This is a genomic window from Rhodococcus sp. P14 (assembly GCF_000256505.1).
In the GTDB taxonomy this organism is placed as follows: domain Bacteria; phylum Actinomycetota; class Actinomycetes; order Mycobacteriales; family Mycobacteriaceae; genus Rhodococcus; species Rhodococcus ruber.
Genome location: NZ_AJFC01000010.1, coordinates 1 through 21,507, shown reverse-complemented (window position 1 = coordinate 21,507; position 21,507 = coordinate 1). Strand labels below are relative to the sequence as shown.

At 71.4% G+C, this 21,507-nt stretch carries 26 protein-coding genes and 1 pseudogene; 16 read left to right on the top strand and 11 right to left on the bottom strand.

Going from position 1 to position 21,507, the window contains the following annotated elements:
* The 5 genes and pseudogenes from OEY_RS0100815 to OEY_RS0100795 all read left to right on the top strand — a co-directional run.
* Positions 1 to 375 (top strand): annotated as a pseudogene (locus tag OEY_RS0100815) (PLP-dependent cysteine synthase family protein); the annotation flags it as partial.
* Positions 376 to 440: 65 nt separating this feature from the next.
* Entirely contained in the window at positions 441 to 1,178 is a 738-nt protein-coding gene (locus OEY_RS0100810) for a lysophospholipid acyltransferase family protein (RefSeq protein ID WP_010592054.1), read from the top strand.
* Positions 1,179 to 1,245: 67 nt separating this feature from the next.
* Positions 1,246 to 1,461 carry a hypothetical protein gene (locus OEY_RS0100805; RefSeq protein ID WP_003937583.1) on the top strand — a complete coding sequence of 72 codons (216 nt, stop codon included), beginning with the start codon at positions 1,246 to 1,248 and terminating at the stop codon, positions 1,459 to 1,461.
* 6 nt (positions 1,462 to 1,467) lie between these two features.
* Positions 1,468 to 2,022, top strand: coding sequence for a Clp protease N-terminal domain-containing protein (locus tag OEY_RS0100800; RefSeq protein WP_010592053.1), 555 nt, complete (start codon positions 1,468 to 1,470; stop codon positions 2,020 to 2,022).
* Positions 2,023 to 2,076: 54 nt separating this feature from the next.
* The gene (locus tag OEY_RS0100795; protein WP_010592052.1) at positions 2,077 to 2,460 is read left to right on the top strand and encodes a phage holin family protein; all 384 of its coding nucleotides are present in this window, start codon (positions 2,077 to 2,079) and stop codon (positions 2,458 to 2,460) included.
* A gap of 19 nt (positions 2,461 to 2,479) precedes the next feature.
* On the opposite strand, the gene OEY_RS0100790 is transcribed toward OEY_RS0100795, so the two are convergent.
* From OEY_RS0100790 to OEY_RS0100765, 6 genes are all read right to left on the bottom strand, one after another.
* Positions 2,480 to 3,349: a 1,4-dihydroxy-2-naphthoate polyprenyltransferase gene (locus tag OEY_RS0100790; protein WP_010592051.1), complete on the bottom strand. Its 870-nt coding sequence runs from the start codon at positions 3,347 to 3,349 to the stop codon at positions 2,480 to 2,482.
* Between the two features lie 98 nt (positions 3,350 to 3,447).
* The gene (gene menE / locus OEY_RS0100785) at positions 3,448 to 4,590 is read right to left on the bottom strand and encodes an o-succinylbenzoate--CoA ligase (RefSeq protein ID WP_010592050.1); all 1,143 of its coding nucleotides are present in this window, start codon (positions 4,588 to 4,590) and stop codon (positions 3,448 to 3,450) included.
* Entirely contained in the window at positions 4,587 to 4,886 is a 300-nt protein-coding gene (locus OEY_RS0100780) for a DUF3349 domain-containing protein (RefSeq protein WP_010592049.1), read from the bottom strand. Before OEY_RS0100780 ends, menE begins: the two co-directional genes overlap by 4 nt.
* A 12-nt stretch (positions 4,887 to 4,898) precedes the next feature.
* Positions 4,899 to 5,237 carry a DUF3349 domain-containing protein gene (locus tag OEY_RS0100775; RefSeq protein ID WP_010592048.1) on the bottom strand — a complete coding sequence of 113 codons (339 nt, stop codon included), beginning with the start codon at positions 5,235 to 5,237 and terminating at the stop codon, positions 4,899 to 4,901.
* A 37-nt stretch (positions 5,238 to 5,274) separates the two neighbouring features.
* Positions 5,275 to 5,538 carry a hypothetical protein gene (locus OEY_RS0100770; RefSeq protein WP_010592047.1) on the bottom strand — a complete coding sequence of 88 codons (264 nt, stop codon included), beginning with the start codon at positions 5,536 to 5,538 and terminating at the stop codon, positions 5,275 to 5,277.
* Positions 5,535 to 6,749: an inorganic phosphate transporter gene (locus tag OEY_RS0100765; protein WP_010592046.1), complete on the bottom strand. Its 1,215-nt coding sequence runs from the start codon at positions 6,747 to 6,749 to the stop codon at positions 5,535 to 5,537. Before OEY_RS0100765 ends, OEY_RS0100770 begins: the two co-directional genes overlap by 4 nt.
* A gap of 275 nt (positions 6,750 to 7,024) precedes the next feature.
* On the opposite strand from OEY_RS0100765, the gene OEY_RS0100760 reads away from it, so the two are divergent.
* The 5 genes from OEY_RS0100760 (at position 7,025) to OEY_RS0100740 (ending at position 12,646) form a co-directional block, all read left to right on the top strand.
* Positions 7,025 to 8,443 carry an ABC transporter substrate-binding protein gene (locus tag OEY_RS0100760; RefSeq protein WP_010592045.1) on the top strand — a complete coding sequence of 473 codons (1,419 nt, stop codon included), beginning with the start codon at positions 7,025 to 7,027 and terminating at the stop codon, positions 8,441 to 8,443.
* Positions 8,444 to 8,528: 85 nt separating this feature from the next.
* Entirely contained in the window at positions 8,529 to 10,814 is a 2,286-nt protein-coding gene (locus tag OEY_RS0100755; RefSeq protein WP_010592044.1) for a branched-chain amino acid ABC transporter permease, read from the top strand.
* Positions 10,807 to 11,544: an ABC transporter ATP-binding protein gene (locus OEY_RS0100750; RefSeq protein ID WP_010592043.1), complete on the top strand. Its 738-nt coding sequence runs from the start codon at positions 10,807 to 10,809 to the stop codon at positions 11,542 to 11,544. The genes OEY_RS0100755 and OEY_RS0100750 overlap by 8 nt, the downstream gene beginning before the upstream one ends.
* Positions 11,541 to 12,284 carry an ABC transporter ATP-binding protein gene (locus OEY_RS0100745; RefSeq protein WP_010592042.1) on the top strand — a complete coding sequence of 248 codons (744 nt, stop codon included), beginning with the start codon at positions 11,541 to 11,543 and terminating at the stop codon, positions 12,282 to 12,284. Before OEY_RS0100750 ends, OEY_RS0100745 begins: the two co-directional genes overlap by 4 nt.
* Positions 12,285 to 12,286: 2 nt before the next feature.
* Positions 12,287 to 12,646, top strand: coding sequence for a hypothetical protein (locus OEY_RS0100740; RefSeq protein ID WP_010592041.1), 360 nt, complete (start codon positions 12,287 to 12,289; stop codon positions 12,644 to 12,646).
* Positions 12,647 to 12,697: 51 nt separating this feature from the next.
* Here OEY_RS0100740 and OEY_RS0100735 read toward each other — a convergent pair whose 3' ends face one another.
* The 3 genes from OEY_RS0100735 to OEY_RS0100725 form a co-directional block, all read right to left on the bottom strand.
* A complete protein-coding gene (locus OEY_RS0100735) occupies positions 12,698 to 13,078 on the bottom strand; it encodes a VOC family protein (RefSeq protein ID WP_010592040.1) in 381 nt (126 codons plus the stop codon).
* Between the two features lies 1 nt (position 13,079).
* On the bottom strand, positions 13,080 to 13,526 hold the full coding sequence (locus tag OEY_RS0100730) for a hypothetical protein (protein WP_026137596.1): 447 nt from the start codon (positions 13,524 to 13,526) through the stop codon (positions 13,080 to 13,082).
* A gap of 124 nt (positions 13,527 to 13,650) precedes the next feature.
* Positions 13,651 to 14,544, bottom strand: coding sequence for a 1,4-dihydroxy-2-naphthoyl-CoA synthase (locus OEY_RS0100725; protein WP_003937599.1), 894 nt, complete (start codon positions 14,542 to 14,544; stop codon positions 13,651 to 13,653).
* Between the two features lie 135 nt (positions 14,545 to 14,679).
* Here OEY_RS0100725 and OEY_RS0100720 point away from each other — a divergent pair, with 135 nt between their 5' ends.
* The 3 genes from OEY_RS0100720 to OEY_RS0100710 all read left to right on the top strand — a co-directional run bounded on the left by OEY_RS0100720 (position 14,680) and on the right by OEY_RS0100710 (position 16,809).
* Positions 14,680 to 15,318 (top strand): PaaI family thioesterase, encoded by a 639-nt coding sequence (locus OEY_RS0100720; protein ID WP_010592038.1) that lies wholly within the window; start codon positions 14,680 to 14,682, stop codon positions 15,316 to 15,318.
* A complete protein-coding gene (locus tag OEY_RS0100715) occupies positions 15,315 to 16,298 on the top strand; it encodes an o-succinylbenzoate synthase (RefSeq protein WP_010592037.1) in 984 nt (327 codons plus the stop codon). The genes OEY_RS0100720 and OEY_RS0100715 overlap by 4 nt, the downstream gene beginning before the upstream one ends.
* A 70-nt stretch (positions 16,299 to 16,368) precedes the next feature.
* Positions 16,369 to 16,809 carry a DUF6918 family protein gene (locus OEY_RS0100710; protein WP_026137595.1) on the top strand — a complete coding sequence of 147 codons (441 nt, stop codon included), beginning with the start codon at positions 16,369 to 16,371 and terminating at the stop codon, positions 16,807 to 16,809.
* 53 nt (positions 16,810 to 16,862) lie between these two features.
* Here OEY_RS0100710 and OEY_RS0100705 read toward each other — a convergent pair whose 3' ends face one another.
* On the bottom strand, positions 16,863 to 17,702 hold the full coding sequence (locus tag OEY_RS0100705) for a siderophore-interacting protein (RefSeq protein ID WP_010592035.1): 840 nt from the start codon (positions 17,700 to 17,702) through the stop codon (positions 16,863 to 16,865).
* A gap of 76 nt (positions 17,703 to 17,778) precedes the next feature.
* On the bottom strand, positions 17,779 to 18,366 hold the full coding sequence (locus OEY_RS0100700) for a flavin reductase family protein (RefSeq protein ID WP_010592034.1): 588 nt from the start codon (positions 18,364 to 18,366) through the stop codon (positions 17,779 to 17,781).
* An 82-nt stretch (positions 18,367 to 18,448) separates the two neighbouring features.
* Here OEY_RS0100700 and menD point away from each other — a divergent pair, with 82 nt between their 5' ends.
* From menD to OEY_RS0100685, 3 genes are all read left to right on the top strand, one after another.
* Positions 18,449 to 20,068 carry a 2-succinyl-5-enolpyruvyl-6-hydroxy-3-cyclohexene-1-carboxylic-acid synthase gene (gene menD, locus OEY_RS0100695; RefSeq protein ID WP_010592033.1) on the top strand — a complete coding sequence of 540 codons (1,620 nt, stop codon included), beginning with the start codon at positions 18,449 to 18,451 and terminating at the stop codon, positions 20,066 to 20,068.
* Between the two features lie 7 nt (positions 20,069 to 20,075).
* The gene (locus OEY_RS0100690; RefSeq protein WP_010592032.1) at positions 20,076 to 20,489 is read left to right on the top strand and encodes a DUF3592 domain-containing protein; all 414 of its coding nucleotides are present in this window, start codon (positions 20,076 to 20,078) and stop codon (positions 20,487 to 20,489) included.
* Positions 20,490 to 20,577: 88 nt separating this feature from the next.
* On the top strand, positions 20,578 to 21,507 hold a 930-nt coding region (locus OEY_RS0100685), incomplete at its 3' end, for a glycosyltransferase family 4 protein (RefSeq protein WP_010592031.1).

The window sequence follows — 21,507 nt, the reverse complement described above, 5'->3', positions numbered from 1 at the left end:
ACGACGGGCATGCCGTCGCGGATCGAGGGCATCGGACGGCCCCGCGTGGAGCCGTCGTTCGTCGGGCAGGTGGTGGATCGGATGATCCGGGTGCCGGACGCCGCCTCGATCGCCGCGATGCGTCACGCGAGCGAAGCGCTGGGCCGCCGCGTCGGGGGCTCGACCGGGACCAATCTCTGGGGTGCGTTCGGCCTGATCGCGGCGATGATCGCCGACGGCCGGCACGGCAGCGTCGTCACCCTCCTGTGCGACGGCGGGGAACGCTACGCGGGTACCTATTTCGACGACGAGTGGGTGGCCGGGGAGGGTCTGGACCTCGCCGGCCCGACCGCGACGCTCGAGAAGTTCGCGGCCACCGGCAGATGGGCGGCCTGAGCCTCGCCGCCCCGGACCCTACGAGTCCGTAGCCTACGGGTGCGTAGGTTCGGTATCGTGAGGACATGGAGCGCCCCGCCGTGTCCCTGGACAACTACGAAGCCGTGTACGACTTCTACCTCGGGCACCGGCAGAGCCGGCCCGTCGCCCGGGCGGCCTACGCCCTGCTCGCCGCTCGGTATCGCCCCCGGGTGTGCTGCGCAGGGGACGTCCGCGATCGTCTCCGCGAACTCGTGCGGGGCGGGACGCCCCTGCTGATCGTCGCCAACCATCTCACCCACAGCGATCAGTACGTCCTCGCCGCGACGGCGTGGCGCTCGCCGCTGCGCCCGGTGATCGGCAGGACGCGGGTGCTGGCGAAGGACGAGCTGTTCGCCGACGAGTCACGACGCCGCAAGGTCGACATGATGGGTGGGATCCCGGTCTTCCGGGCCAAGAACCACGGCCTGCGGGCGGTCTCCGACGCCGGACGCCGGATGATGGACGTCTCCGCCGCCCGGCTGCATCGCGGCGACAGTGTCGCGATCTTCCCGGAGGGCACCTGCAACGAGGGCGACCCCACGCGGTTGCAGCCGCTCGGGACCGGCATCGGCCACATCGTCCGCCGGGCGCGCGACCTGGGGGCGCAGCCCGCCCTGGTGTGCGTCGGGATCGGATACGGGCCGGACAAGGACCCGTCGCGTCCGGCGAGTGTGTTCCTCACCGGCCCGGTCACCGACCTCGACGGCAGGGTCCGTGACGTCACGCGCCTGGTGCAGGACGAACTACAGCGTGCCGTGGACGCTGCCGTCGCGCGGTACTGATCGGGTGGCCGGACCCGTCCTGTCAACTTGTCTTGACGTTCGCCGGTTGTCAACGTAAATTGACGGCATGACCGAGGCCACCACGCTCGCCGCCGCCGCCGGAAGCCCCGATCCCGCGGAGGGGCTGCGGGCGGTGCGCGCCCTGCGACGGTTGCTCGAGCGGCTCGAGGCGATCCAGGTCGACAACGCCCGCCGGCAGGGCTGGTCGTGGCAGGCGATCGCCGATGCGCTCGAGGTGAGCAGGCAGGCCGTCCACCAGAAGTACAACCGGAAGCGTGGGTGATCCGCCGTGTTCGAACGATTCACCGCCGGCGCGCGAGCCGCCGTCGTCACCGCGCAGGAAGAGGCCCGGGAGCTGGACGCCCGACGGATCGAGCCGGCCCACCTGCTGCTCGGCGTCCTCGGCACCGCGGACACGACGCTCCGTGACCTGCTCGCCGACCTGGGTCTCACCGCCGGGACCGTGCGCAGCGAACTGGTCCGGGACGCCGGGATGCTCGGCGACGAGGACGCCGCCGCGCTCGGCGCCATCGGCATCGACCTCGATTCCGTCCGGGCGAGGCTCGAGGAGAGCTTCGGCGAGGGCGTCCTCGATCGGGGACCAGGCGGCGGCCGGCGGGGACCGTTCGCGCGGCATCTGCCGTTCCATCCTGCCGCGAAGAAGTCCCTGCAACTCGCCCTGCGGGAAGCTCTCGCGCGGCGGGACCGCGTCATCGGCTGCGAGCACCTGCTGCTCGGAATCCTGCGCTCCGACGACGATCGTGCCCGCACGCTGGTCGAGTCACACGTCCCCCGCAGGGTCCTGCGCGACCGTCTGCGTGACTACCGGGGCCGGGCGGCCTGACCGTCCGGGATTCGCGACGGCGTCCCCGGGGGCCGGATGTGGAACAGTGTCGGCATGATCAACTTCCTGGTCCGGCTGGTCCTCAACGCCGTCGCCATCTGGCTGGCGGCCCAGTGGGTCTCCGGCATCGACTTCACGGGATCCGGCACCGGCGCCACCGACGAGATCATCGCCCTGCTGGTGATCGCGCTCGTCTTCACCGTCGTCAACGCATTCGTCAAGCCGCTCGTGCAGTTGCTGTCGCTACCGCTGCTCATCCTGACGCTGGGTCTGTTCACCCTCGTCGTGAACGCGCTGATGCTCCTGCTCACCGCATGGCTGAGCGAGTTCACCGACTACGGTCTGACCGTCGAGGGCTTCTGGACCGCGTTCTGGGGCGCCCTGATCATCTCGATCGTCAACTGGGCGCTCGGCCTGCTGGTGCCCGACCGGAAGTGAGGTTTGCGGGCGCGACCGCTCAGGCGACGAACAGCGCCGCCGCGGTCGCGACGGCCCAGGCCAGCATCGCCACGCCCGAGTCCCGCAGCGCCGGGATCAGGTGCATACCGAGACCACCGGATCGCACCGGTGCGTGGGCACGCACCGCGAACGGCAGCGCGAGCAGGCCCGCCAGCGCCCACGGCGTGCGCGCCACCAGGGCCAGCGACGCCACGAACGGCACGGCCAGCAGGATCAGGTGCAGCGTCCGGGTCCGCGGGTCGCCCAACCGCACCGCGAGCGTGCGCTTGCCCGAGACGGTGTCGGTGGGGATGTCGCGCAGGTTGTTGGCCACCAGCACCGCGCTCGAGAACGAACCCACTGCCACCGCGCACGCCAGCCCGACCCAGTCGATCCGGCCGGCCTGCACGAACTGCGTGCCCGACACGGCGACCAGCCCGAAGAACACGAACACCGCGACCTCGCCGAACCCGCTGTAGCCGTAGGGACTGCGGCCGCCGGTGTAGTACCAGGCGCCGGCGATGCACACCGCACCGACCAGGAGCAGCCACCACGCGCTCGTGAGCGCCAGCGCGATCCCGGCGATCGCGCCCACTCCGAAGCACGCGAACGCGGCCCGCTTGACCGCGGCCGGCGCCGCCGCGCCCGAACCCACCAGCCGCAGCGGACCGACGCGGTCGTCGTCGGTCCCGCGGATGCCGTCGGAGTAGTCGTTGGCGAAGTTGACCCCGACGATCAGCGCGAGCGCGACCACCAACGCCAGCAGCGCCTTCCACCACACCGCGCCGTCGAGCGCGGCTGCGGCGCCGGTACCGGCGACGACCGGGGCGATCGCGTTGGGAAGTGTGCGCGGACGGGCGCCTTCGAGCCATTGACCAGCGGTTGCCATGCGTCGATCCTGCCATCGAGCGAATAGGGCATCCCGCCGGGCCGAGGAGACGACCGAGGGAGATGACCGATCCGCCCGCTCGGCCGTGACGGGTCGACCTACGAGAACCGGGCGACCAGCGCCCGCCGGTCCACCTTGCCGGGGCCGCGCAACGGCAGGGCGGGGACGACGTACAGCGCCCGCGGGGCCGCGGTGACGTCCAGCGAGGCGCTCGTCCAGGCTCGCAGTTCGTCGAGGGTGGGGGAGGCGCCGGCCTCCGGGACGACGACGACCGCCACCCGCTGGCCGAGCCGCGGATCGGGCAGGCCGATCACGGCGCACTCGCGGACCGCGGGGTGCTCGAGCAGGACGGCCTCGACGACCTGCGGCACGACGGTGAGGCCGCCCGTGGAGACGGCCTCGTCCAGGCGCCCCAGGATGCGCAGGATCCCGTCGGCGAGTTCGCCCGCGTCGTCCGTGCGGAACCAGCCGGGCTCCGCGAACGCCGGATGATCGGGCAGACCACGGTAGCCGCGGGCAAGGGTGACCCCGCCGAGCCACACCCGGGACTGCGCGTCGACCCGGACCGTGGTCCCGGCCAGCGGGACGCCGTCGTACACGCACCCGCCGCACGTCTCGCTCATCCCGTAGGTGCGGACCACGGTGATCCCGGCGTCCCGCGCCCGGCGCAGGGCCGGAGCGGGCGTGGCGGCACCGCCCAGCAGGATCGCATCCAGCTCGGCGAGAGCCGCGACGGCGGCCGGGTGATCGAGGGCCTTGATCAGCTGGGTGGGCACCAGCGACGTGTAGCGCCGTCCTGCGGGCATCGCGGCGATCGCCGCGGGCAACCGGACCGGATCGAAGCCGCCGGCGACGTCGATCACCACGGGCCTGGTTCCCGCCAGCAGGCCCCGCAGCAGCACCTGCATGCCGGCGATGTGGTGGGCGGGCAGCGCCAGCAGCCACGAGCCGGGCCCGCCGAGACGCTCGTGCGTGGCGTCCCCGCTGGCCCGCAGCGCTGCGGCGGTCAACTGGGCGCCCTTCGGGGTGCCCGTGGTGCCCGAGGTGGCGACGACGAGACCGATGCCGTCGTCGACGGGTTCGCCCGGGCGCAGGGCCCCGGTCAGTCGCCGGATCTCCCGGTCGTCGGCGGCCGGCACCGGGAGCAGGGCCGGTCCGTCGCCGTCGAGCATGCGCCGGAGTGCGGGCAGGACCGCCTGCACGGCGTCGCCGGAGGGGACTGGCAGCACCTCGAGGTTCATGTGGCGGGGCCGGTGAGGGGCCATCCTCCGGTCTCGAGGTGCCGGCGCACCCGATCGATGTCCTGTTCGAGCGGCATCTCGTTGGTGATCTTCGTGATCAGCACGGCGATGTCCGTCTTCGAGATGGGCAGGTCCCCGTCGTCGACGAGGGCGTGCGCGACCTGGTCGACCTCGTCCTCCGACAGCCGCCGGCTGAGCAGCGCGAACAGCGGCACGTAGTCCTGTTCCGGCACGCCCTCCGGATAACCGGCACGCAGCCATTCGATGATGGAGGTGAGGAACGGCGGAAGCGTCACGGGGGCACCTCCTCAGTCCGTCCCGTCGTCGCCGGTCACCACGGTCCCGTCCTCGGCGACCACCGGCCAGCCCCCCGCGGCGAGGTGCCCGGCGACTCGTTCGAGGTCCTCCTCCGACGGTTCCTCGTGGAGCACGCCGGCGATGATCTGCTTGAGCGTGTCGTAGTCGACGTGGCGCTCGGGATGCTCGTGGGCCGTGGCGATCGACATCTCGCACACTTCGGCGATCTCCTCGTCCGTCAGACGCCGGCGCAGCACGGCGAGCAGCGCGAAGTGATCCTTGGCCGGGATGCCTTCCGGGTAGCCGGCACGCAGCCAGTCGAGGACCGAACGGAGCGAGTACTTGGACAATGTCGTTCTTTCGTGGGACGGACGGCGGGGCGGTGGCTCAGATGAGGTCGAGGCCGAAGGTGCTCGACAGGAAATCCGAGGCCAGCAACAGTATCCCCGCGACGATCGCGATCAGCACGACGGCGAAGCAGACGACGGCACCGGCGATGCCGAGCGGGTTCGGCCGGGCCTGCTCACCTGCGCGACCCGCCACGAGCGAGCGCATGCCGAGCGCGAAGACCGCCGGCAGGCCCGCCCCGAAGAAGAGGCCGACGAGGACGACCTGCCACAGCGAGCTCAGGGTGTTCGTCAACAGGGTCACGGGCGTCCCTCCGTGGGAGTGGTCGGTGCGGCCGGCACGTCCTCGGGCGCCGGGGCCGGGGCCGGGGTCTGCGCGGGAGCGAGCTTGCCGTCCCACTCCGCGGTGACGTTTGAGGCGTCGATCGGCTGCCGGCGCGAGCGCACGTACATCAGCAGCGACAGCGCGCACAGCACCGCGAACACCACCACCACACCCGGCAGGCCGCCGATCAGATGGGCCAGCCCCCAGCACAACGCGCCGACGAGAGCCGCCGACGGCAGGGTGATCAGCCAGGCGACGGCCATGCGGCCCGCGACGCCCCAGCGCACGTTCGCCGAGCGGGTGCCCAGACCGGACCCCAGGATCGACCCGGTCGCCACGTGGGTGGTCGACAGGGGCAGGCCGAAGTGGCTCGAGGTGAGGATGATCGCGGCCGACGACGACTCGGCCGCCATGCCCTGCGGGGGTGCGATCTCCACCAGCCCCTTGCCGAGCGTGCGGATGATGCGCCAGCCGCCGAGGTACGTGCCCAGGGCGATCGCGACGGCGCAGGAGAACTTCACCCAGAACGGCATCTCCGCGTCGGCGGTGATGCTGCCGTGCGCGACGAGCGCCAGGAAGATCACGCCCATCGTCTTCTGCGCATCGTTGGTGCCGTGCGCGAGCGAGACCAGCGAGGCCGAGCCGATCTGGCCGATGCGGAAGCCGTGACCGCGCGTCTCGTCGGGCACCGCGCGGGTGATGCGGTGCACGGACCAGGTGCCCACCGTGGCGACGAGGGCCGCGACCACCGGCGCCAGCAGCGCCGGAATGATCACCTTGCCGATCACTCCGTCCCACACCACGCCGCCGATTCCGAGCGACGCCAGGGCCGCGCCGATGAGGCCGCCGAACAGCGCGTGCGACGAGCTCGACGGCAGGCCGAACAGCCACGTCGCGAGGTTCCAGAGGATGCCGCCGACGAGACCGGCGAACACGATGAGCAGCAGGGCCTCGCCGCCGGTGCTGTCCAGGTTCACGACGCCCTTGGCGACCGTTGCGGCGACCTCGACCGACAGGAACGCGCCGACCAGGTTCAGCGAGGCGGAGAGGGCGACCGCGACCTTCGGTTTCAGGGCGCCGGTGGCGATCGATGTCGCCATCGCGTTCCCGGTGTCGTGGAAGCCGTTGGTGAAGTCGAATGCGAGGGCAGTGACTACCACCACCAGGAGGACGACAAGCTCTGCGGTCACATCTGCCGATTGTGAGGTAGCCGGTGGGTAAAAGTACAGCGACGGGTCGGTGAACACCGACACCTCGACGGTTCCGCCGGTGGCAGGGTGCCCGCGGCGGTTCCCCGCTGTGCGGAGATTCACTCACCGATCGGTGTGTGACCGACTTCACCGCAGGTCTCACTGACCGGGAATCCCACGTCGCGGCCTCCGCGGCCCTGGCTAGCTTTCGCCGCACCACCCCTCCCGCGCCGACCGCCGGACAGGGGTTGCTGTGACGAAGGAGACACCCGACCTTGAACAAGCACACACTCGCCAGGACCGTGCTGGCGCTCACGGCCTCTGTCGCGTTGCTCTCGGCCTGTGCCGGCGAACGCGGCGCCGACCCGTCGGGCGGGGCCGGCACCGGCGGCACCGGAGCCGCCGCGGCCGACACCCTCACGGTGGACAAGTTCGGCACCCTGGACTCGCCGTGCGGCGAAGGCGACGCCACGGGTGCCACCGACCAGGGCGTGACCGACACCGAGATCAGGATCGGCTACGGCGACGACCGCGGCTACGCCAAGAGCCCCGGCCTGAACAAGGAGATGTCCGACGCCGTCTCCGCGATGATCGACTGGTGCAACGCCCAGGGCGGCATCAACGGGCGCACCATCGTCGGCACCGACTACGACGCCGCGATGACCCAGGCCAACTCGGTCATGCAGGATGCGTGCCGCTCCGAGTTCATGATGGTCGGCCACGGCTTCGCGATGGACCAGACCGCCGAGCAGACCCGCGTGGCCTGCAACCTCGCGGCGGTGCCCGGGTTCACCGTGTCCCCGGAAGCGGCCAACGGCCCGATGACCTACCAGGGCGTGCCGTTCCCCGTGGACTACGCCAACGGCTCGGCCTGGTTCCAGCTGGCACAGCTGCGACCGGACCTGAAGGACAAGTTCGACCTCGTCGGCAGCACGATGCCGACGATCGTCACGTCCCTGACGAAGGTGCGCTCGATCGCCGAGGCCGCGGGGTTCGAGCTGAAGAACTGCGGCGTCACCATCAACTACGACGGCGAGGCCAGCTACGTCCCGTTCGCCGAGAAGTTCAAGGAGTGCGGCGTCGAAGGCCTGTGGACCTCCCGGTCGCCGGTGCCGAACGAACTGAACTTCTTCAAGGCACTCGGACAGGTCGGCATCGATCCCGTCCTGATGGGTGAGGCCACCTGGTACGGCGAGACCGTCAAGGAGGCCAACGCCGGGGGTCTGCTCGACAACCTGTACGCGGGCATGGGCTTCCAGATGCTCGAGAACGCCGACAAGGTGCCGGCCGTCCAGCAGTACGTCGACCTCGTCGAGGAGCAGGGCGGCAAGACCGCGTTGCTGGGCATGCAGGCCACCTCGTCGTTCCTGCTGTGGGCCACCGCGGCGAAGGAGTGCGGGTCGGACCTGACCCGGCAGTGCATGATCGACGAGCTCTCGCAGATCCACGAGTGGGACGGCGGCGGTCTGCACGCCGTCACCGATCCCGGCGCCAACATGCCCGCCAAGTGCGGCCTGATGGTCTCGCTGAAGGGCGACGCGTACACGCAGGCGTTCCCGCAGTCCTCCGGCGAGTTCGAATGCAACGACGAGTACCTCGTCGCCACCGCACCCGAGACGTGGGGCACCGAACTCGGTCCCGACCGGATCGCCACCAAGTTCATGAACCCGAACGTGCTCGCGCCGCAGGACTGACCGGCCTGCACCGACCGGCGGGGCGGTGCCCGCGCGGCACCGCCCCGCCTCCACACGACCGGTTCTCTACCGACAGGGCTTCACCATGAACACATTCGTGACGTTCACGATCCTGGGCCTCGTGCTCGGGTCCGTGTACGCGATCGCGGCCTCCGGGCTCGTTCTGACCTACAACACCTCCGGAATCTTCAACTTCGCGCACGGCGCCCAGGCGATGCTCGGCGCGTTCCTCTACTGGCAGCTCACGGCCGGCTGGGGGCTGCCCGTCCCGCTGGCCCTGCTGGCGGTGCTGTTCCTCGCGGGGCCGCTCATGGGCCTGGCGCTGTACGTGGTGATCATGCGGGGCCTGCGGGACACCGCCGAGGTCACCAAGATCGTCGTGACCGTCTCGATCATGCTGGGGATGCTGTTCCTGTCCCAGTGGTTCTGGCATCCCGAGAAGCCCCGCTCGCTGGGCATGTTCTTCGGCGACGACACGGGGATCCGGGTGCTCGGCGCGTTCGTCCGCGTCCACGAGATCCTGTGCGTGCTCGCGGCCGTGGGGATCGCGGTGGGATTGCGCATGCTCTTCCAGCGCACCCGGACCGGCGCCACGATGCGCGGCGTCGTCGACGATCCCGACCTGCTGCGCCTCAACGGGCACAACCCCGAACGGATCGCGGCGTTCTCCTGGGCGCTCGGCTCCACGCTCGCCGTCCTCGCCGGCGTGCTGATCACCCCGATCAGCGGCGGCAGCCTCGAGGCCAACATGCTCACCCTGCTCGTCATCGACGCGTTCGCGGCCGCCATGTTCGGCCGGCTCAGCTCGATCCCGCGCACCTTCGTCGGTGCCCTCGTCCTCGGCCTCGCCGGCGCCTACCTGATCGGCTACGCCCCCTCCTCGTGGGCGTGGACGTCGAATCTGCGTGTCTCGCTGCCCATGGTGGCGTTGTTCGTGGTGCTGATCGTGCTGCCCCAGGACCGGCTGCGCGGCGCGGCGATGCGCACCCGCGAGCGCTACCACGTGCCGAGCGTCCGCAAGGCCGTGGTGTGGGCGGTCGCTCTCGTGGCCATCGTCTACCTCATCCGCCTGCTCATGGTGGAATCCGCGATCACCACCTTCACCCTCGGCATGACCTTCGCGATCGTCGCGCTGTCGCTGACCCTGCTCACCGGGTACGCGGGGGAGATGAACCTCGCCCCGCTGTCGTTCGGGGCGATCGCCACGATCGTCGTGTTCCACTTCGGGATCACCGGCACCGGACTCGACCAGCGGCTGACCGTGTGGGGTGTGCTGCTCGCCGTGGTCCTCACCGCGCTCGTCGGCGGGCTCGTCGCGCTCCCGGCGCTACGCCTGCGCGGCCTGTACCTCGCGCTCGCCACCATGGCCTTCGGCGTGTTCGTCTCCAACATGGTGCTGCGCGACACCACCGAACACGAACTGTTCGGCGTCGAGTTCTCGATCTTCACGGGCGGTTCGCTCGTGATCCCGCCGCTGCGGATCGGCCCGCTCGACCTGCAGGACGAGACGACGTTCCTCATGACGGCGACGGTGCTGTTCGCGCTGCTCGGTGTCGGGGTCGTCGCCCTGCGCAACAGGGGCTACGGACGTCGCCTGGCGGCCATGAAGGACAGCCCCGCCGCATCGGCCATGCTCGGGCAGAACCTGATCACCCTCAAGCTGAGCGTGTTCATGCTCTCGGCCGCCATCGCCGGACTCGGCGGTGTGCTGATGTCGAGCGCCACCGGTGCCGTCGCGGGCGAGAACTTCAACATCATCGTGAGCCTGACCCTGCTCATGCTCACCGTCGTCGCGGGCATCGGGTACGTCAGCGGCGCGCTGTTCGGCGGTGTCATGGCCGGCGTGGGCTTCGCGGTCATCATGGTCTCGTTCAACAACCTCGCCAAGACGCAGCCCGAACTCGAGGGCCTGTACCTCCTGCTGGGCAACATCGCCGCCGTCAGCCCCGCGCTGATCGGTATCGGGGTGGGTCACAATCCGTCCGGCAGCGTGCACCAGATGGTCGAGGGCTACCGCCGTCTGCTCTCCGCCCGGCCGGTGCTGTACGGCGGCGGCGCGGCGATCGCGCTGCTCTACGTCCTGGCCCTGACGGGCGTCCTGGGCAACTGGTGGTTCGCGGCCCTGACCATCACGATCGTGTTCCTGCTGCCCGTCGTCGGCGAGTGGCTCATGCCCGGTGCGGTGCTCGGCGCCGACGAAATGGAACGGCGCCGCACCACCCCGCCCGAACTCGTCGGTCTCGACGAGCCGTACACGGCCGAGGGGCGCTACCGCCTCGACCGGGAACTGGGCCTGCCCGCGGCGCGGCCCACCCCGGCGGCGCCCGAATCGTCCGCGAGCGTCGCGAAGGAGCTGAGCGCGCATGTCTGACACCCTGCTCGAGACCCGGGGCATCACGGTCCGGTTCGGCGGGCACACCGCCGTCGACGACGTGAGCATCAGCGTCGCCGCGGGCACCGTGACGGGGCTGATCGGCCCCAACGGTGCCGGCAAGACCACCCTGTTCAACACCGTCACCGGACTGCAGAAGCCGACCGCCGGGCAGGTGTTGCTCGACGGCGTCGACCTCACCCGCGCCGCGCCCTACAAGCGCGCCCGGCGCGGACTGGCCCGCACCTTCCAGCGGCTCGAGCTGTTCCTGTCGCTGTCGGTGCGCGACAACCTCCGGGTCGCCGGCGACATGCACCGCACCGCGACCCGTGCGCGGCACGACATCGACGCCGAGACCGACCGGCTGCTCGACCTGACCGGACTCACGGACGTCGCGGACATGGACGTCTCCGACATTCCCACCGGCCGCGCCCGCGTCGTCGAGGTCGCGCGGGCGCTGATGACCCGGCCGCGGGTGCTGCTGCTCGACGAACCGGCGTCCGGACAGACGGAACAGGAGACCGACGACTTCGCGGACCTGCTGTGCCGGCTCGCGGACGACGGCCTCGGGATCTGCCTCGTCGAGCACGACCTGCCGCTGGTGATGCGGGTGTGCTCGCGCATCCACGTCCTCGACTACGGCGCGCTCATCGCCTCGGGCAGCCCCGAGCAGATCCGCAACGACCCCGCGGTGATCGCCGCGTACATCGGAACCGAGGAGGTGGCATGAACGCCCCCGTCACCGATCTCGTCGACGTCTCCGGCGACGAGCCGACCCCGTTGCTCGAACTCGTCGACGTGCGGGCGAGCTACGGACCCATCGAAGTGCTGCACGGGGTGAGCCTGACGCTGCAGCCGGGCTCGGTGGTCGCCCTGCTCGGGCCGAACGGCGGCGGCAAGACCACGACGCTTCGGGTGTGCTCGGGCGTACTGCCCGTCGAGCACGGCGAACTGCGCGTCGCCGGCCGCGTCGTCAACGGTGTCGACGCCGCCGCGCTCGCCCGGCTCGGCGTCTGCACCATCCCGGAGGGGCGGGGGATCTTCCCCAACCTCACCGTCCGGGAGAACCTGTGGGTCGCCACCGGCACCGGCGTGTCGCTCGAGGATCTCGAGACCGTCGCCTACGAGCGCTTCCCGATCCTCGGGAAGCGACGCGGCCAGCTCGCGGGGTCGATGTCGGGCGGCGAGCAGCAGATGCTCGCCCTGTCCCGCGCCCTGGGCACCGATCCCACCGTGCTGCTGCTCGACGAACTGTCCATGGGGCTCGCCCCCCGGATCGTCACCGAGATGTACGACATCGTCGGCCGGCTCGTCGAGGACGGGTTGTCGATCCTCGTCGCCGAGCAGTTCGCGCGGGCGGTGCTGCCCATCGCGACGTCGGCCGCGCTGATGCTGCAGGGCCGCGTCGTGCGGATCGGTGAGCCCGCCGACATCGAGAACGAACTTTCGACCAGTTATCTAGGAGGATGACCATGACCGCACTCACCGAGGAGCGGCGCGCCAAGTTCCGGAAGGACGCGGCGGAGCTGAAGCTCGACACCGGATCCGCGAAGGGGGACGGACCCGCACGAATCGGCGGGCTCGTGCTGATGATCGGCGGTGCCGTCGCCGCGTTCGTCGTCTACTTCGCCTCGCTCACCCAGGCGGACCTGCGCAACATCGCGTCGTACCAGATCCTCGCCACGGCGTTGCTCATCGTCGCGATCCTCGGCGCCGCGCTGTACGTCGCCGGCGCGATCGCCCGGGTGCTGAGGCTGTGGCTGCTGCGTCAGCTCTACGAGTCGCAGGCCCACACCGAGCAGATCGCGGCCGCCCTCGAGACCCGCCGCTGACGCGGCCGGTGTGTCCTTTGGGCTGCCAGGGCAGCCCAAAGGACACACCGCTCAGCGGGTGTCGCGGCGCAGGGGGTGATCGGCCGGGATCTGCACGAGCACGATCGGGATGCCGTCCGGATCCGCGATCCACAGTTCGTGCAGTCCCCACGGCTCCTGCCGGGCCTCCCGCACGATGGGGACGCCCTTCGTCACCAACTCGGCCTCCGCGTCGTAGACGTCGCGCACCTGCAGCCACAGTGCGCCCTCGAAGTGCTGCGGCCGGGCGCTGCCGCCGTGCGCGGCCACCTCGAGGAGCGACTGACCGGCGAAGAACACCGTTCCGCCGGGATACTCGCGGTAGATCGCCAGACCCAGGACTTCGCCGTAGAACCTCAGGGCGACGTCGTAGTCCGACGGCCGCAGGATCGTCCGGCCGGCGAGAATCTCCATCTCACCCGTCCTCGACCGGTCTGGCCTCGTGCCCGCGTCGCCCGTGGGTGCGGCGGTCCTCCTTCATCTCGGCCTCGAACAGATGCCGGCGGCCGGCGACCAGCTCGTCGCGCACCTGCCGGTCGAGCTCACGGAACTCCGTCCAGTAGCCGTCGTCGAAGTCCTCCACGATCTGGAAGGTCCACCGCCCCTCGACAACGTTGCGTCCGACCATCTCCGTCCGGACCCGGTCGGCGAGCTCGCGGTGACCGGCTTCGGCGAGCTTGTCGACGGCGTCGCCGAGCAGCAGGTCGGCGCGGCCCATCAGCTGGTGGAAGGCGTACAGGTTGCCGCGGGCCTGCTCGACCGTCTCGAGCGCCTCGGAGAGTTTGCCGGCGGCCGCGACCGTCTCGTCGGAGACGCCGGCGGGGCGGATGTGGTCGGGGAGTGGTTGCTCGCGATCCGTCATGGTCAGGAGTGTGCCCGATTCGGACCGTTTCAATCGGGACGTTCTCGCGACGAGCGGGAGGTTGGCGTGCACTGCACTCGGACGACGAGGCGACAACCTCCCGCTCCGCGCGGGCAACTTCCGCTCAGTAGTGCCAGGGGTAGGGCGACCAGTCGGGTTCGCGTTTCTGCAGGAACGCGTCGCGGCCCTCGACCGCCTCGTCGGTCATGTACGCCAGCCGAGTGGCCTCGCCCGCGAACAGCTGCTGGCCGACGAGCCCGTCGTCCTGCAGGTTGAACGCGTACTTGAGCATGCGCTGGGCCTGCGGGGACTTGCCGTTGATCTTCGCGGCCCATTCGAGCGCGACGTTCTCGAGCTCGGCGTGGTCGACGACGCGGTTGACCGCGCCCATGTGGTGCATCTCCTCCGCCGTGTAGGTCTCGCCGAGGAAGAAGATCTCGCGGGCGAACTTCTGCCCCACCATCTTCGCGAGGTACGCGCTGCCGTAGCCGCCGTCGAAGCTGCCCACGTCGGCGTCGGTCTGCTTGAACCGGGCGTGTTCCCGGGACGCGAGCGTCAGGTCGCACGTGACGTGCAGACTGTGCCCACCGCCGGCGGCCCAGCCGTTGACGAGGGCGATCACGACCTTCGGCATGAACCGGATCAGCCGCTGCACCTCGAGGATGTGCAGCCGGCCCGCCCGGGCCCTGTCCACGGTGTCGGCGGTCTCGCCGTTCGCGTACTGGTAGCCGCTGCGCCCACGGATCCGCTGGTCGCCGCCGGAGCAGAAGGCCCAGCCGCCGTCCTTCGGGCTGGGGCCGTTGCCGGTGAGGAGCACGGCGCCGACGTCGGACGTCATGCGGGCGTGGTCCAGCGCCCGGTACAACTCGTCGACGGTGTGCGGACGAAACGCGTTGCGCACCTCCGGCCGGTCGAACGCGACGCGGACGGTGCCCTGCGTGACGTGCCGGTGGTAGGTGATGTCGGTGAGGTTCTCGAACCCGGGTACGGGCCGCCACAGCTCGGAATGGAAAGTCACCCGTCGACCATAGAACTCCGATGCGCCACCGCGGCACCGACGTCCTGCCGGAACACCGTCCTGCCGGAACACCGTCCTGACCGGAACACCGTCCTGCCGGAGCACCGTCGTGCTGGAACGCGTTACCGTGCAGGCATGAGCGAGCAGACGGACAGCACGGTGGACGCCGAGTACGAACATCACGGCGGGTTCCCGGTGTACACGCCCGTGAAGGCCGGACCGAACTTCGGCCGCCTCGTCGAGGCCCTGCGGCGGCTGCAGGATCTCGCCGTCTCCACCCACCTCCCCGACGACGTCGTCGACCGCGCCATCGAGCAAGCCGAGGCGCTCGGGGACCTGCTCGAGCCGCACGTCGTGCCCGAAGGCCGGTCTCCGGCCGGCTTCAACGTCGACCTGCCCGGCCGCGGCAGCCTGCTGATGCTGCCGTGGATGCTCGAGAAGTTCGATGCCGAGTCGGTTCGCTCGCGGGGCACGTTCCGGGTCTATCACCGCGGCGGCAACAGCGCGGCGCACGGCGGAACCCTGCCACTGCTGTTCGACGACCTGTTCGGGATGGTCGTCCACGCGGCCGGTCATCCCATCGCCCGCACCGCCTACCTGCACGTGAACTACCGCAAGATCACTCCGCTCGAGACCGAACTCGTCGTCGAGGGCCGGGTCGACCGGGTCGACGGGCGCAAGTTGTTCTGCTCGGCCGAGCTGCGCGACGTCGACGGCACGCTGCTCGCCGACTGCGAGGCCCTGATGGTCCAGTTGCGGCCCGGCCAGCCGTGACCGCCGCGGCCCTGCCGCCCCTCGACGAGATCCTCGATGCCGCCGTCGTGGTGTCGCTGCCCATGCGGGTGCGGTTCCGCGGCATCACCGCACGTGAGCTCGTGCTCGTGCGAGGTCCCGCCGGCTGGGGAGAATTCGGGCCGTTCCCCGAGTACGCCGACGAGGAGGCCGCCCACTGGCTGCGTTCGGCCCTCGAATCCGCGTGGCTCGGGCCTCCGGCTCCCCGCCGGGACACCGTCCCCGTCAACGCCACCGTCCCGGCCGTCGGCCCCGGCGACGTACCGCAGATCCTGGCCCGGTTCCCCGGAGCCCGCACCGCGAAGGTCAAGGTCGCCGAACGTGGACAGGACCTCGCGCAGGACGTCGCACGGGTGCGGGCCGTGCGCGAGCTGGTGCCGAACGTCCGCGTCGACGCGAACGGCGGGTGGAGTGTGGACGAGGCCGTCGTGGCGCTCGGGGAACTCGTCGCCGACGGCCCGCTCGAGTACGCCGAGCAACCCTGCGCGACCGTGCCCGAACTGGTCGAGGTGCGTCGCCGCATGCCCGACGTGCCGATCGCGGCGGACGAGAGCATCCGGCGCGCCGAAGACCCCCTGAACGTGGTCCGGGCCGGCGGCGCCGACGTGGCGGTGGTCAAGGTGGCCCCGCTCGGCGGGATGCGACGGCTGCTGACACTGGCCGACGAGCTGGCCGGGCACGGCGTGCCGGTGGTGGTGTCGAGCGCACTCGACTCGGCCGTCGGAATGGGGGCCGGACTGGCCGCCGCGGCCGCGCTGCCCGCGCTGCCCTACGCGTGCGGACTGGGCACGGGCGGGTTCTTCACCGCCGACGTGGCAGCGCCACGGACGATGGCCGACGGGCAGCTCCCGGTGGGACAGGTGACGCCGGATCCGGCGCTCCTCGACACGGTGCGAGCCGACCCCGAACGGACGCGCTGGTGGTTCGACCGGGTGCGGCGGTGCCGCGCCGCGCTCGACTAGGTGCGGCTCGGGTCGTCGTATATCGTTCCGGGCGTTCGTACTCACGAGTCACATTACGGAGGCAGTGGAAGTGGTTGCAGCTCTGGATGATGCCCTGCTCGGCGCCGACAAGGTCCCGGCGGTCGTCGCCGACGTCGAGGCGCTGATCGACGCCGAGGTGGCGGACAAGAAGGGCGCGTCGGGTCTCGCGCTCAAGGCCGGTTACGCGGCGGTGACGAAGCTCGGCCCGTCGATCGTGCCCAGCGCCGTCGAGGGCCTGCTGCCGGAGTTCGTCGCCAAGATCCAGCCGTTCTGGCAGGACTACGCCGGCAACGGTGACTTCGCCGACTACCTCACCGCGCGCGGCGAGACCGTGGCGGACTCGCTGCTCGGGGTGACGGACGCGCGCATCGCGGCCTCGTCGCGCACGGCGATCAAGAAGGTCTACGACAAGCTGCGTCCGTCGGCGCAGAAGCACGTCGTCGAGGCCCTGCCCCGCGTGGGCGCGCTGGTGCAGAAGCACGCCGGCTGAGACGTCGACGGCGCCCTTCCGGTCCCCGCACACAGGGCCGGAAGGGCGCCGCCTCAGTACGCGGCGGCCCCGTACTTCCAGTACCCGCTGAACGTCACGGCCGACTTCTCGAGGCCCCGTTCCCGCACGAGGTGACGGCGCATCGCCGTCACCAACCCGGACTCTCCCACGACGAATCCGTAGCCCGGCCCGTCCGGCAGCTCCGCGGCGCGCACCGCGTCGAGCACCTGCGCTCCGGGCCGCACATCCGTCCGGGTCACCGGATGCACACGGGTCCGCGGTCCCGTCACCAGGTTCTGCGCCGCGACGTCCTCGAGGTGGGAAACCTCGACGAACACCTCCGTGACCGTCGCGTCGTTCCGCTCGGCCGACGAGGCGAGGATCCCGGCGATCGCCGGCAGCGCACTCTCGTCGCCCACGACGATCTGCCAAGTCGCCCCGGCCGGGCGGTGGAACATGATGCCCTCGTCGAGCAGCGCGAGCGCCGCACCCGGTTCCGCTGTCCGCGCCCACGCCGACGCCGGTCCGGTGTCGCCGTGGGTCGCGACGTCCACGACGAGTTCCGCTCCGGGCCCGTAGCGGCCGCAGCCCGCCTCCCGGTAGTCGCGCACCGTGTAGTTGCGCAGGATCGGACGTATCTGTTCCGGCATCGCCTGCATCTGCGGCCACCAGCTGTGGTCGGCGGCTCCCGGCAGGGTCGGCGCGTGCCGGCCGGGACCGGGCAGGAACATCCGGAACCACTGGTCGAACCCCATCGGCGCGAACCGGGCGAGTCCGTCGCCGCCGACGGTCACGCGCACGAAGCTCGCCCCGAGTGGTTCGGCCGCGAGGACGTGGGCGGTGACGATCTCGCGGGTGGCGGGCGGCGTCCGGGTCGTGGTGCGCGCAGCCATACAGAACCTCCGTCCCGAGACGCCGGGCGTCGTCGGCGACACTCGGTCGACGATAAAATCAGCGGAGGCTAACCTATCATTCGGGTCGATCGAGGTGGCGCACCCGCGGTGTCAGACCCCACTCGTTCCGCCCCAGCCGGCTCGCCGGTGCCAGAGCCGCCACGTCCGGCAGCCCGTCCTCGGCCAGTACGTCGGCCCGGACCGACACGGCCACCACGTCGCCCATCACCACGAAGCAGTCCCCGACCTCGATCACCCGGTGCAGAGTGCACTCGATCGCCGCCGGCGATTCCGCGACCCGGGGTGGATGCACCCGCTCGCTGCGCTCGGGCCGCAGGCCCACGGTCGCGAACTCGTCCACGTCGTGCGCGAACCCCGCCGACGTCGCGTTCACCCGTTCCATCAGCGGCACGGTCGCGACGTTGATCACGAACTCGCCGGTCTCCTCGATGTTGCGGACGCTGTCCTTGCGCCCCACCGAGGTGAACTGCACCACCGGCGGGTCCACGGCGGCGACGGTGAAGAAGCTGTACGGCGCGACGTTGGGCACACCGTCTGCGGACACCGTCGACACCCACGCGATCGGCCGCGGCACGATCGTGGCGGTCATCAGTCGGTAGAAGCGGCCGGTGCCCAGCTCGCCGGGATCGAAGACGGTGCGCATCGGCCCATTGTCGCTGTGACCCGCGTCCCGCGCCGCCCGGGGGACCGGGGCGCGCCGCCCGCCCCGCACTACTCTGGGTTCCGTGAACCCGTCCACCGCCCAGGCCACCGCCGTCGTCGACGAACTCGCCCGAGGGGGCGTCCGCGACGTGGTGCTGTGCCCCGGCTCCCGCAACGCACCGCTCGCCTTCGCGCTGCAGGCCGCCGACAATGCGGGCCGGTTGCGGCTGCACATGCGCATCGACGAGCGCACCGCCGGATTCCTCGCGATCGGCCTGTCGGTTGCCTCCGGCCGTCCGGTGCCCGTCGTGATGACCTCCGGCACCGCTGTCGCCAACCTCGCGCCGGCCGTGCTCGAAGCCAACTACGCCCGGGTGCCGCTCGTGGTGCTCAGCGCCAACCGGCCCTACGAGCTGCTCGGCACCGGCGCCAACCAGACCGTCGAACAGCTCGGCATGTTCGGCACCCAGGTCCGCGCCACCATCAGCCTCGGCCTGGCCGAAGGGATCGAGCAGAACAGCCAGTGGCGCTCCGCGGTCAGCCGCGTCCTCGCCGCCGCCCGCGGCACCCGCTCCGGCAACGCCGGTCCGGTCCACTTCGACATCCCGCTGCGCGAGCCGCTCGTCCCGGACGTGCACGCCCAGGGCCCGGGACCCGAGGGCCGCCCCGACGGCAGCGCCTGGACCACCACCGTGCACGCCACCCTCGACGTGCCGATGGACCTCGACATCACCGCCGACACCGTGGTGATCTCCGGGCACGGCTCCGCCTACCGGCCCGAACTGTCGGCACTGCCGACCGTGGCCGAACCCACCGCGCCGCTCCACGGTGTCCCGCTCCATCCGATGGCGCTGCCGCATCTGAAGCCGCGGCAGGCGATCATCACCGGCCGGCCCACGCTGCACCGGCCGGTCTCCAAGCTGCTCGCCGATCCGTCGGTGGCGGTGTACGCCCTCACCACCGGACCGCGCTGGCCCGACGTGTCCGGCAACGTCCTCGCCACCGGCACCCGCGCCGTCGTCACCGGCCGGCCCGATCCGGCCTGGCTGGAACGCTGCCGGAACCTGTCCGCCCACACCGACAAGGCCGTGCGCGCCCAGCTCGACGCCCATCCGAAGCCGACCGGCCTGCACGTCGCGGCGACGGTCACCGACGCGCTGCGGGAAGGGGACCAGCTGCTGCTCGGGGCCTCCAACCCGGTGCGCGACGCGGCGCTGGTGAGCTACCCGCGCGACGGGGTGCGCGTGCTCTCCAACCGGGGTGTCGCGGGCATCGACGGCACCGTCTCGACCGCCGTCGGCGCCGCCCTGGCCTACCCGCAGGGCCGCACCGTCGCCCTGATGGGCGACCTGACGTTCCTGCACGACGCGTCGGGGCTGCTGATCGGCACCGCCGAACCGCGACCGCAGAACCTGACCGTCGTCGTCGCCAACGACGACGGCGGCGGCATCTTCGAGCTGCTCGAGCAGGGCGACCCGCAGTACGCCGGCGTCTTCGAGCGGGTGTTCGGCACCCCGCACGGCATGGACCTCGCCGCGCTGTGTGCCGCGTACCGGGTACCGCACGAGCGGGTGGACCTTCCCGCACTGACCGCCGCGCTGGCCGACCGGGCCGAGCTCCCCGGCGGCATCCGGGTGCTCGAGGTGATCACCGACCGTTCCGGCCTGCGGGAACTGCACGCGGCCGTGCGCGCCCAGCTGTGACGGACGCATGAGCGGAATCGACAGGGCACGCCGGGCGGTGCTCGGCGTCGCGATCGGCATCTCGGTGCTCGCCGTGATCCTGGTCCTCGCGGCGTGGCGCAACGACCATCTGATCGCCTCCGACATGGGCACCGCCACGGCAGAGGTGCTTTCCGCCGGGTCGCTGCGCTCGGCGATCAGCTTCGTCACCCCCGACGGTGTCACCCACAATCCCGAGCTCGGTGTGCTGTATCCGACGGGACTCACGGCCGGGCAGCGGATCGCCGTCGAATACGCCCGCAGCGACCCCGACCTCGTGCGGGTCACCGGCCGCGACGCCCGGGTCGCCCTCGTGCCCGCCGCCTCGCTGATCGTGGTGACATGGCTGGTCGCGGCCCCCGTGCTCACGTATCTCCGGCGGCGCAGCGAGGCGCGCGCGTAGCGGTGCAGCCGGGAGGATTCGCCGGAACTTCGCCCGGCGGACACCTCGACCACCCCGCCCGGACCGCCGCCACGGCGATGCTGGGCCGGTGCGAGTAGCCATCGTCGCGGAATCCTTCCTCCCGAACGTCAACGGCGTCACCAACTCGGTGTTGCGCGTGCTCGAGCACCTCGACCGCCACGGCCACGAGGCCCTGGTCGTCGCTCCCGACACCGTCGCCGGTCTGCCGCCGGCGCCCGCCCATCACGACGGCATCCCGGTGCATCGGGTGCCGGCGGTGCACGTGCCGAAGGTCAGCTCCCTGCCCGTGGGGCTGCCACAGCCCGCGCTCACCGGCATCCTGCGCGGATTCGCACCCGACGTCGTGCACCTGGCGTCGCCGTTCCTGCTCGGTGCCGGCGGCCTCGGCGCGGCCCGCAGGCTCGACCTGCCCACCGTCGCGGTCTACCAGACCGACGTCGCCGGATTCGCGTCCAGCTACGGTCTCGGCCTCGCGGCCCGGGCCGCCTGGCAGTGGACACGCCGGATCCACCGGGCCTGTGACCGCACGCTCGCGCCGTCGACGGCCGCCGCCGCGGACCTCGCCGCGCACGGCATCCCCCGGGTGCACCGCTGGGCGCGGGGCGTCGACACCGCACGCTTCACCCCGGCCCGGCGCAGCGACGCGCTGCGCCGGGCCTGGTCGCCGGACGGCCGGCTCGTGGTGGGTTTCGTGGGCCGGCTCGCCCCGGAGAAGCACGTCGACCGTCTCGCGGTCCTGTCGGCCGACCCCCGCTACCGGCTCGTCGTCGTCGGGGACGGCCCCGAACGCGCCCGGCTCGAGACGGCCCTGCCCGGGGCGGTGTTCACCGGCCACCTCGGCGGTGACGCCCTGGCCGACGCCTACGCGAGCCTCGACGTGTTCGTCCATCCGGGCGAGCACGAGACGTTCTGCCAGGCCGTGCAGGAGGCGCTCGCCAGCGGCGTCCCCGCGATCGCGCCCGACGCGGGCGGCCCACGCGATCTCGTCGCGCACTGC

Coding starts and splice junctions, on each gene's coding strand:
- OEY_RS0100810 (WP_010592054.1), top strand. CDS start 441: ATGGAGCGCCCCGCCGTGTCCCTGGACAACTACGAAGCCGTGTACGAC.
- OEY_RS0100805 (WP_003937583.1), top strand. CDS start 1,246: ATGACCGAGGCCACCACGCTCGCCGCCGCCGCCGGAAGCCCCGATCCC.
- OEY_RS0100795 (WP_010592052.1), top strand. CDS start 2,077: ATGATCAACTTCCTGGTCCGGCTGGTCCTCAACGCCGTCGCCATCTGG.
- OEY_RS0100790 (WP_010592051.1), bottom strand. CDS start 3,349: ATGGCAACCGCTGGTCAATGGCTCGAAGGCGCCCGTCCGCGCACACTT.
- menE (WP_010592050.1), bottom strand. CDS start 4,590: ATGAACCTCGAGGTGCTGCCAGTCCCCTCCGGCGACGCCGTGCAGGCG.
- OEY_RS0100755 (WP_010592044.1), top strand. CDS start 8,529: ATGAACACATTCGTGACGTTCACGATCCTGGGCCTCGTGCTCGGGTCC.
- OEY_RS0100750 (WP_010592043.1), top strand. CDS start 10,807: ATGTCTGACACCCTGCTCGAGACCCGGGGCATCACGGTCCGGTTCGGC.
- OEY_RS0100745 (WP_010592042.1), top strand. CDS start 11,541: ATGAACGCCCCCGTCACCGATCTCGTCGACGTCTCCGGCGACGAGCCG.
- OEY_RS0100740 (WP_010592041.1), top strand. CDS start 12,287: ATGACCGCACTCACCGAGGAGCGGCGCGCCAAGTTCCGGAAGGACGCG.
- OEY_RS0100735 (WP_010592040.1), bottom strand. CDS start 13,078: ATGGAGATTCTCGCCGGCCGGACGATCCTGCGGCCGTCGGACTACGAC.
- OEY_RS0100730 (WP_026137596.1), bottom strand. CDS start 13,526: ATGACGGATCGCGAGCAACCACTCCCCGACCACATCCGCCCCGCCGGC.
- OEY_RS0100720 (WP_010592038.1), top strand. CDS start 14,680: ATGAGCGAGCAGACGGACAGCACGGTGGACGCCGAGTACGAACATCAC.
- OEY_RS0100705 (WP_010592035.1), bottom strand. CDS start 17,702: ATGGCTGCGCGCACCACGACCCGGACGCCGCCCGCCACCCGCGAGATC.
- OEY_RS0100700 (WP_010592034.1), bottom strand. CDS start 18,366: ATGCGCACCGTCTTCGATCCCGGCGAGCTGGGCACCGGCCGCTTCTAC.
- OEY_RS0100690 (WP_010592032.1), top strand. CDS start 20,076: ATGAGCGGAATCGACAGGGCACGCCGGGCGGTGCTCGGCGTCGCGATC.